Raw genomic sequence first — 8,621 nt, forward strand, 5'->3', positions numbered from 1 at the left:
TCCGCCAGGTCGTCGATTCGATCGCCTTCAGTTCAGTGTGATGCGGGCGTCCTTGACCACCTTGCTCCAACGCTGTTCCTCGCCGTGCACGTAGCGACCGAACTCCTCGGGGGTGCCCGGGCTGACCGTCAACCCTTCCACTTCAGCACGCTTGCGAAACGCCTCCGCGGTCACGGCTTTCTTCGCGGCGGCATTGAGGCGTGCCACCACCGGGGCGGGCGTGCCAGCTGGCGCAAACAACCCGTACCAACTCTCGGCCACGTAGCCGGGCACACCGCTTTCCGCAATGGTGGGAACACGGGCCAGATCGGCGCTGGTCGAGCGCTGTGCGGTGGTCACGCCCAGCGCACGCAACTTGCCGGATTCGAGCAGATTGCCAACGGCCGATGCCGTGGCGAACATCAGGTCAACCTGGCCGCCGAGCAGATCGGTAATGGCAGGACCGGCACCTTTGTACGGGATATGGTTGAGGTCCACCTTGGCCAGGCTTTTGAACAGTTCACCAGCCAGATGCGCCGAGGTACCGGGTCCTTGCGATGCAAATGAAACGCGGCCAGGCTTGGCCTTGGCTGCGGCGATCACATCCTGCACGGACTTGTAGGGGCTATCGGCCCGCACCACGAGTACATTGGGCGAACGGCCCACGAGCATCACCGGCGTGAAAGCCTTGTCGGTATCGTAGGGTAACTTCGGTTGCAGGCTCGGGTTGACGGCATGGGCAAACGTGGCCATTACCAGCGTGTAGCCATCGGGCGCGCTCTTGGCCACGTTGTCAGTGCCGATGATCGTGCCGCCACCGGGCTTGTTGTCGATCACCACGGGTTGTCCCAGGTCCTGCGCCATGGCCACACCCATCGCACGGGCGATCAGGTCGGTACCGCCACCGGGCGAGAACGGCACGACGATACGGATGGGCTTGTCGGGAAAGGCGGCCAGTGCCGTGGCTGGCGCGAAGCCCGCGCTCGCGGCGAGCAGAGCAAGGGCCAGCAAACGGCGAGCCGCGCGGATAGCAAGGGTTGCCAACATTGTCTCCTGTCTGTATTTCGTATGACAGGAGCTTAGGCCGATGGCGAGGTTGGCGCAGCAGCGCAATTCCACCCGATGGAATTGCGCTGCCCGTGGCTATCTATGCAGCAGGCATGACTTCGCTCAGTCGGCCGTGATGTTTGCACGCTGTGCCGTGGCTCGCATCACCGGCAATTCCTTGTTGATCAGCGCCGAAACCGCGGCGCCGTTGCCTTCGAGCGGCTCGAAACCTGCATTCTGCAATTGCTTGCGCGTATCGGGATCGGCCATGACCTCACCCATTGCACGCTCGAGCTTCTGCTTCACATCGGCAGGCAGGCCGCGCGGCGCTACCACCGCCAGCCAGGTATCGGCATCGATACCGGGATAACCGGATTCCGCGGCGGTCGGTACGTCGGGCAGCAGCGTGGACCGCTTGGCGGTAGTGACAGCGATGGCCTTGACCTTGCCCGATTTCACCTGCGGAATCGCGGCGGCGACCGTATCGACGGTGAACGGAATCTGCCCGCCGATCAGGTCGGTCATGGCCGGCGAACTGCCCTTGTATGGCACATGCAGCAGCTTCACGCCGGCCAGATTGAACAGCATCTCGCCCGCGAACTGCGCGGTGGTGCCAGTGCCGAACGATCCGTAGGTGTACTTGCTCGGCTGCGCCTTGGCGGCGGCCACCAGTTGCTTGAGGTTGTTGACCGGCACATCCTTGTTGGCCAGCAGGATCAGGCCCGTGCGGCCCGCAAACCCGATGGGCTCGAAGCTCTTGACCGGGTCATAGGGCAGCTTGGCGTGGATGGCCGGATTCACCGTGAACGTGGTGCCCGAACTGGCCAGCAGCGTATAGCCGTCGGGGGCTGCCTTGGACACGAAGCCCGCGCCGACGATGGTGCCGGCACCCGGACGGTTATCGATCACCACGGGCTGGCCCAGTTTGTCGCCAAGTTTCTTGCCAACCAGTCGGCCGATCACGTCGGTTGCGCCGCCGGGCGGGAACGGAATCACGAGCTGGATCGGCTTGGAAGGATAGGTGTCGGCAAAGGCCAGCGATGCGCCGGCAACAAGACTGCCCGCCACCACGGCGTGGGCAAGCTTGGAAAACGAACGTTTCATGGTGAGGCTCCGCAACGATGCAATCGAAAGAGTTCTGGCTAAATCAGAAAGAACCTGGGAAATGGACAATCAACCGGCCAACGCCGCGCCGCGTTCGGCAAAGCGTGCGTATTCCTCTGGCGGCACGAACAGGCCGCCGGTCGTCCACACAAGATGGGTGGCGTGCGGCAACACGTTGTCCAGTTCGTGCTGCCGTAGCCAGGCGCGCCCGGCCTCGGTGCCGGTCAACATGCGCGGGCCGCTGAATCCGGCGGCCGCCGATGGCTCGATCCGCAGGCCTTCGCTTTCGCGGACGCGGTGCAAGTCTGCAAACAGCGTGTCATCGGCCACGGTGAACACACCATCCAGGATTGGCCGCATCGCTTGAGCAGCCAGTTCCGACGCCTGCGGCACCGCCAGGCCGTCGGCCTCGGTACGATTGGTCAGGCCGACGTCATAGACCGACGCGCCCGGCGCCAGCATTTCCACCAGGAAACACGGCGATTGCGTGGGCTCTGCAAAGAATGGATGCACGTGCGGCCCGTACAGTTGACGCAATCCGAATGCGATGCCCGCTGGTGCACCACCTACTCCGCATGGCAGGTAGACGAACAGCGGATGCGCCGCATCCACGCGTATGCCGGCTGCATCGAGCTGGTCGCGCAGATGCAGTGCCGCTGCGCTATACCCCAGCATCAGCGACAACGACCGTTCGTCGTCGACGAAATAGCAGTAGGGATCGGCATCGGCCTCACGCCTGCCAGCCGCCACCGCCGATGCGTAGTCGCCGGTGTGCTCGACCACCTCCACGCCGCGCGACCGCAGGCGTGCCTTCTTCCACTCCTTGGCATCTGCCGACATATGCACTGCCGCGCGAAACCCCAGCGCCGATGCCATCACCCCGATGCTCAAGCCGAGATTCCCTGTGGAACCGACGGCCACCTGATAGCGGCCGAACAAGGCGAGCGCCGGTGCTTCGGCCAGCACGCCATAGTCGGACTCGGTCGTGGCCAGGCCATGCTCGAATGCGAGCGACTCAGCGAATTCGAGCACTTCGTGGATGCCGCCGCGTGCCTTGATCGACCCGGCCACGGGCAAGCTGTGATCGGCCTTGATCCACAACGACCCGCATTCCGCCGACATCGCCAGCGCGCGCTGCATGTCGGGGGCTCCCAGCAACGCCGACTCGATCCGTCCGTGACTGGCTTGCAGTTCCGGGAACAGCCGCGCCAACAACGGCGCAAAACGCTCAAAGCGCGCCTGGGCAGCACTCACATCAGCTAGACTAATGGTGCGTCCGTCCACCACGGTCTGCGTTACAGCCTCGTCGCTACGTTCCGGGTTACCCCAGAATACGGGCTGGGCTGCCTGCATATCGCTGACCAGTTGGCGTGGCAGCGTGGAAATATCGATCGACATGAGAGAAGTACGGAATGGGATGACTTCATTCTTGTCCCATTGCATGGTCGTGACAAACCATTTGTACTGATCAATGTATTAGTTTCACTAATGGCAAACACGCTTTCTGCATCATTATTGGGCTGGCTGCGCTCTTTTGAGGCGGCGGCAAGACATTGCAACTTCACCCAGGCCGCCGCCGAGCTCTGCGTGACCCAAGGTGCGGTCAGCCAGCAGGTAAAGCAGCTGGAACAATGGCTGGAGCGCCCGCTGTTCCTGCGCACGCCGCGCGCACTGGTGTTGACGCCCGAGGGCGAGCGGCTGCGCTTCGTGTTGCGTGAATCGTTCCAGGCTATCGAAAGCACGCTGACCCAGTTGCGCAAACCACGCGACAAGCATCCGATCGCGCTTTCTTGCTCGCCGTCATTTGCAATGGTCTGGCTCACGCCACGGCTTGGACAATTCTTCCGCCAGCATCCGGACGTGGGCCTGCGCGTGTACGGTGAATTTCACGCGCTGGACCGCTCGCGCATGATGCGCGATGGCATCGAAGCAGCCGTGCGCTTCGACCCCGGCGGCTATCAGGACCTGAAGGCACGGATGTTCCTTGAAGAGTGGCTGATTCCGGTGGCCAGCCCCGCCTATCTGGAGGCCCACCCCGAATTGCGTTCACCCGACGGCTTGCGCGCCAGCATGCTGCTGCACGATGTCAGTCCCTGGGATGGCGCGGGCGAATTCGAGGAGTGGCAATGCTGGCTGCGGCATGCTGGGCTGATCTTGCCGGATGTGTCGGATGGCCAGCGTTTCAACCTGTCGCAACTGGCCATCAATGCAGCATTGGCCGGGCAAGGTGTGGCGATGGGAAGGTCCGCGCTGGTATTGGAGGACATCGAATCTGGCCGGCTAGTCGACCTGTGGGGCATCCACGCGCGCAGCGAAGCGTCGTATCACTTCGTGTGCGCGCATGGGCAAACCACGCAAGTCGCCGAAGTAGAGGCGTGGCTGGCCACCGAAGGCACAGCGTTCGATGCGGAGCGCCGGCGCGTGCTTGGCTTGCGTTGACCGTGTGTATAAGGGGCTATTGACAAAGGGTCAGCGCCGCCTCAACTGATAGCCCTTGAACATGCCACCGTCGCACTGGGGCGCGAGCCAGGTCAGGTGTCGCCGGATGACAAGGGTTTCGAGCGCATCTTCCCATGAACATATCGTGATACCGCTGTTGCAGTCGAACATGGCGACGTGAGTCCGGTCCATCGCCAGCGCAATGGTATGCACCGAGGTCATCACCATAAAGCCACGTACCAGGTGCGTGCCGCGGAATCTGCCGATCAGTTCGATCACGCCAGACGTATTGGCCAGGAACCCTGGCAGGCACAAGGAAAGACTAAGGCGTTCAAGGACAGGAAGCATCCGTTCCTGCGGCATGGATTGCAGCATGATCCTGTCATATCGATCGGCAAGCGCGGCATCGTGGGGCCTGCAAGCGACAAGTGCCCGGGTTGAGTTTCCATACAGGGCCGCCAGCAAGGAAACTCCCTGGGCCTGCATCGGGAAGAGCGCCATGGAATGCCCCGTCAGCACGTTCCTGAGCCAGGCAATGGACAGTGACACGCATAAGCCCGGCGACACGAAATTGCGGCCCGGCCGTTGATCGAATCGACGGTAGTGCTGTCCGTATCCTGCCCGGAAATTCAGCCCAGGCGGGGCCTCGATGAAGCGCGGAGGGAACTGCATTGGCGGACCTCGCTGCGGCAACAGTGAACGTCGAGCTTACAACCGAGGAAGTCCCTGGGAAATGGCTGATTCGCTGAAACGCTCGCAGCTTCACCGCCCATCGAATCTGCGCGCCAAACCCCTGGCTTGAAAAGCCTCGACAATAAAGTCGATGAACACGCGGGTCTTCGGTGCCAGCAGCTTGCGGTTCGGATAGTAAAGCGCGAGCGGGCCATTGTCGGCGCACCAGCCCGGTAACAGTCTTACCAGCGCACCGCTCTCCAACCACGGTGCGGCGTGCGGCATCGGCAGCAGTGCCACGCCCAAGTTCTGCATCGCGGCATGGGCCATCGCTTCCGGATCGTCGAAGATCAGCCGCGTGCGAGGCTCGGCCAGCGCCTGCTCGCCGATCTGGTTGCGCAGGTTCCATAGCCGCACCCGGCCAGTTGACGAGGAGCGGCGCACGATACCGTCGAAGTCCGCAAGGTCAGCCGGGTGCCTGGGCAAGGTGCGCCCCTTCATGTATGCAGGCGAGGCGGTCGCTACGACGTAAGTACGCGCTAGCTCGCGCGCCACGACGCCTTCGGTCAGCTCGATACCGCCGCCAATCGCCGCATCGAATCCACCGGCGATCAGGTCGACGGTACGGTTCTCGAAATGCCAGTCGGGAACAATGCCCGGATATAACGCCAGGAATTCGCCCAGCAAGGGCACCAGGTATTCACGGCCAAACGCCACGCCCATGCTGACCTTCAGCACCCCGGCCGGCTTGCCATCCTCCTGTGCCGCACTGGCAAACGCCTCGCGCAAGGTTGAGAACGGATCGGACACCTGGCGATGGAACTGCTCGCCGCCCAGTGTCAGCGTAAGTTTGCGCGTACTCCGCTGGAATAGTCGCAGGCCAAGATGCGCCTCGAGCCGCGCCACGTTCTTGCTGACGGCAGCCGGCGTCAGCCCGAGCCGCCGCGCCGCAGCCGAAAAGCTGCCGGTTTCGGCACTCTGAATAAACGATTCAAGCAGGTTCAGCGCTTCCATCCGGACAGCTTATACCAATCGTTGAAGAAGTTGATCCTGATTAGCAACTACCGGTAGTGCATTTCACGAACCATACTGAGGTCACTTCCCCTCACAACCCAAGGAACAGATCATGACCTCGCTCTCGAACAAGATTGCTTTCGTTACCGGCGGATCACGCGGCATCGGCGCTGCGGTAGTGCGCCGCCTGGCCCGCGATGGCGCTGCCGTGGCCTTCACCTACCAGAGTTCAGCCGCAGTGGCGAATGAACTGGTCGAATCGATCCAGGCTGCCGGTGGCCGTGCGCGCGCCTATCAGGCCGATGCTGCGGACGCCGCCGCCGTGACGCAGGCCATCAATGATGCCGCGATCCATTTTGGCAAGATCGACATTCTGGTGAACAACGCCGGCGTACTGCATCTGGGCCCGGTCGATACATTTCCGATCGAGGATTTCGACAAGACACTGGCCGTCAACGTACGCGCCGTGTTCGTAGCCGCCAAGGCCGCTCTCTCGCATATGGGCGAAGGCGGTCGCATCATCAATATCGGCAGCACCAACGCCGATCGCATGCCGTTTGCAGGCGGCGCCGCATACGCCATGAGCAAGTCCGCCTTGAAGGGCCTGGTGCAAGGCATGGCGCGCGATCTTGGACCCAGGGGCATCACGGTCAATAACGTGCAACCGGGTCCGGTCAACACCGACATGAATCCCGAAAACTCGGAGTTCGCGGAATCGCTGCATGGCCTGATGGCGCTGCCACGTCATGGGCACCCCGACGAGATCGCCAGCATGGTGGCGTACCTTGCCGGCCCGGAAGCGAGCTTCGTGACGGGCGCCAGTCTCAATGTGGATGGCGGCTTCGCGGCGTAGTAAAGCGGCGGAGCACCACTTGGTGGGCCCCTCTCTCCCGCGCCGCGGGAAAGGGGAGCATACACACAGAGTTTGTCAGGCCTCCAGCTTCATCGGCATCGAGCGCCGGTGCGCCTTGGTTGCCTGGTACAGCGCGTGCGCCACGGCTGGTGCCACAGGTCCCAGCGAGACTTCCCCGCAGCCCTGTGGCGGACGATCGCTGTCGACGATGACGGTTTCGATCCGAGGCATCTCCGCCAGTTGCAGCAGCGGATAGTCGTGGAAATTGCTCTGCTGGACCACGCCGCCCTTGAACGTGACTTCGCTCTTCAACGTGTTGGTCAACGCAAAGCCGATGCCACCTTCGATATTGGCGCGGATCAGGTTCGGATTGATTGCGCGCCCGCATTCCACCGCGCAGACCACGCGCCTGACCTTGAACGCCTTGCCGGCACGCTCGAGTTCCAGTGCCATGGCCACGTAGGTCTGGAACGCCTCGCCACGGCCGGTATAGAGATTGAACGTGAAACCTCGTGTCACACCCGGCGCAGGCTTGCGGTCCCAGTTCGCGGCCTTGGCCGCCGCATCGAGTGTGCGCAGTGCCAGCGGGTTGTGCGCCAATAGCGCGCGGCGGTAACGATAAGGGTCCATGCGCGCGGCATCGGCCATCTCGTTGACAAAGCTCTCCAGCATGAAGATGCTCGACGTTGAGCCCACGCTGCGCATGAAGCTGACCGGAATCGGCTGCTTCACGTCGATCATGTCGACCTTCAGGTTCGGCACGCGATAGACGCAATCGTAGAGGGCTTCGAGCATTGTTTCGTCCCATCCGCCATTCTTCGCCATGCGCTCGGCCTTGATTACGCCATAGAGCGACTGCCCGGTCAGTCGTGCATGCATGGCCTTTGGCAGGCCCTTGTCATCGAGTACCGCACGGAAGCGGCCCGACACCCCAGGACGATAGAAGCCATGACGGATATCGTCCTCACGCGAGCGAATCACCTTGACCGGCTTCCCGACAGCGGCCGAAGCACGCGCCGCGTGGACCACGAAGTCGGGCAGGAACTTGCGCCCAAAGCTGCCGCCGAGGAACGTGGTGTGGACAATGATCGATTCCGGCTTGCGCTCATACAGCTTTGCCAGTGCATTGCGTACGAAGTCTTGCCCCTGGATCGGCCCCCACACTTCAATCGCGTCCCCGCGTACATGAACCGTGGCATTCACCGACTCCATCGTTGCATGGACGATATAGGGCGTATGGTAGTCAGCCTCGACTACCTTGCCTCCCGACGCCAGCACTGCATCGGGTTCGCCGAGTTTCGTTGCCACCACCGCCTCCGCGGCACCGAGCGCAGCCATGCGCGCTGTCATGATGTTGTCGCTGTCGAGGTCCTTCGCAGCACCGGGGTCGACGTCGATCTCAAGCGCATCGGCGCCCTTCTTCGCCAGCCAGTAGCTCGTGGCAACCACAATGGCCGCGTCGGGCGCCTGCACCACGGCCTTGACGCCTGGCATGGCCTTCACGGTATCGGCA

Annotated in this window: 8 protein-coding genes; 2 read left to right on the forward strand and 6 right to left on the reverse strand. The window is 62.7% G+C overall.

Features of this window, described 5'->3' with window-relative positions:
* Positions 1-27: 27 nt before the first annotated feature.
* The 3 genes from ACO550_RS15130 to dsdA all read right to left on the reverse strand — a co-directional run bounded on the left by ACO550_RS15130 (position 28) and on the right by dsdA (position 3,528).
* The gene (locus tag ACO550_RS15130; RefSeq protein ID WP_315592361.1) at positions 28-1,026 is read right to left on the reverse strand and encodes a tripartite tricarboxylate transporter substrate binding protein; all 999 of its coding nucleotides are present in this window, start codon (positions 1,024-1,026) and stop codon (positions 28-30) included.
* Between the two features lie 123 nt (positions 1,027-1,149).
* Positions 1,150-2,130 carry a tripartite tricarboxylate transporter substrate binding protein gene (locus tag ACO550_RS15135; RefSeq protein ID WP_315592362.1) on the reverse strand — a complete coding sequence of 327 codons (981 nt, stop codon included), beginning with the start codon at positions 2,128-2,130 and terminating at the stop codon, positions 1,150-1,152.
* A gap of 69 nt (positions 2,131-2,199) precedes the next feature.
* Entirely contained in the window at positions 2,200-3,528 is a 1,329-nt protein-coding gene (gene dsdA / locus ACO550_RS15140; protein ID WP_315592465.1) for a D-serine ammonia-lyase, read from the reverse strand.
* Between the two features lie 90 nt (positions 3,529-3,618).
* Here dsdA and ACO550_RS15145 point away from each other — a divergent pair, with 90 nt between their 5' ends.
* Entirely contained in the window at positions 3,619-4,569 is a 951-nt protein-coding gene (locus tag ACO550_RS15145; RefSeq protein ID WP_315592363.1) for a LysR family transcriptional regulator, read from the forward strand.
* 30 nt (positions 4,570-4,599) lie between these two features.
* Here ACO550_RS15145 and ACO550_RS15150 read toward each other — a convergent pair whose 3' ends face one another.
* Positions 4,600-5,241, reverse strand: a complete 642-nt coding sequence (locus ACO550_RS15150) for a hypothetical protein (protein ID WP_315592364.1) — start codon at positions 5,239-5,241, stop codon at positions 4,600-4,602.
* Positions 5,242-5,331: 90 nt separating this feature from the next.
* A complete protein-coding gene (locus ACO550_RS15155) occupies positions 5,332-6,255 on the reverse strand; it encodes a LysR family transcriptional regulator (RefSeq protein WP_315592365.1) in 924 nt (307 codons plus the stop codon).
* 112 nt (positions 6,256-6,367) lie between these two features.
* On the opposite strand from ACO550_RS15155, the gene ACO550_RS15160 reads away from it, so the two are divergent.
* Positions 6,368-7,108: an SDR family oxidoreductase gene (locus ACO550_RS15160; RefSeq protein ID WP_485994890.1), complete on the forward strand. Its 741-nt coding sequence runs from the start codon at positions 6,368-6,370 to the stop codon at positions 7,106-7,108.
* Between the two features lie 75 nt (positions 7,109-7,183).
* Here the strand turns inward: ACO550_RS15160 and ACO550_RS15165 are convergent.
* On the reverse strand, positions 7,184-8,621 hold a 1,438-nt coding region (locus ACO550_RS15165; RefSeq protein ID WP_485994891.1), incomplete at its 5' end, for a xanthine dehydrogenase family protein molybdopterin-binding subunit.

The sequence above is a fragment of the Cupriavidus sp. genome (genome assembly GCF_057315035.1).

Coding starts and splice junctions, on each gene's coding strand:
- ACO550_RS15130 (WP_315592361.1), bottom strand. CDS start 1,026: ATGTTGGCAACCCTTGCTATCCGCGCGGCTCGCCGTTTGCTGGCCCTT.
- ACO550_RS15135 (WP_315592362.1), bottom strand. CDS start 2,130: ATGAAACGTTCGTTTTCCAAGCTTGCCCACGCCGTGGTGGCGGGCAGT.
- dsdA (WP_315592465.1), bottom strand. CDS start 3,528: ATGTCGATCGATATTTCCACGCTGCCACGCCAACTGGTCAGCGATATG.
- ACO550_RS15145 (WP_315592363.1), top strand. CDS start 3,619: ATGGCAAACACGCTTTCTGCATCATTATTGGGCTGGCTGCGCTCTTTT.
- ACO550_RS15150 (WP_315592364.1), bottom strand. CDS start 5,241: ATGCAGTTCCCTCCGCGCTTCATCGAGGCCCCGCCTGGGCTGAATTTC.
- ACO550_RS15155 (WP_315592365.1), bottom strand. CDS start 6,255: ATGGAAGCGCTGAACCTGCTTGAATCGTTTATTCAGAGTGCCGAAACC.
- ACO550_RS15160 (WP_485994890.1), top strand. CDS start 6,368: ATGACCTCGCTCTCGAACAAGATTGCTTTCGTTACCGGCGGATCACGC.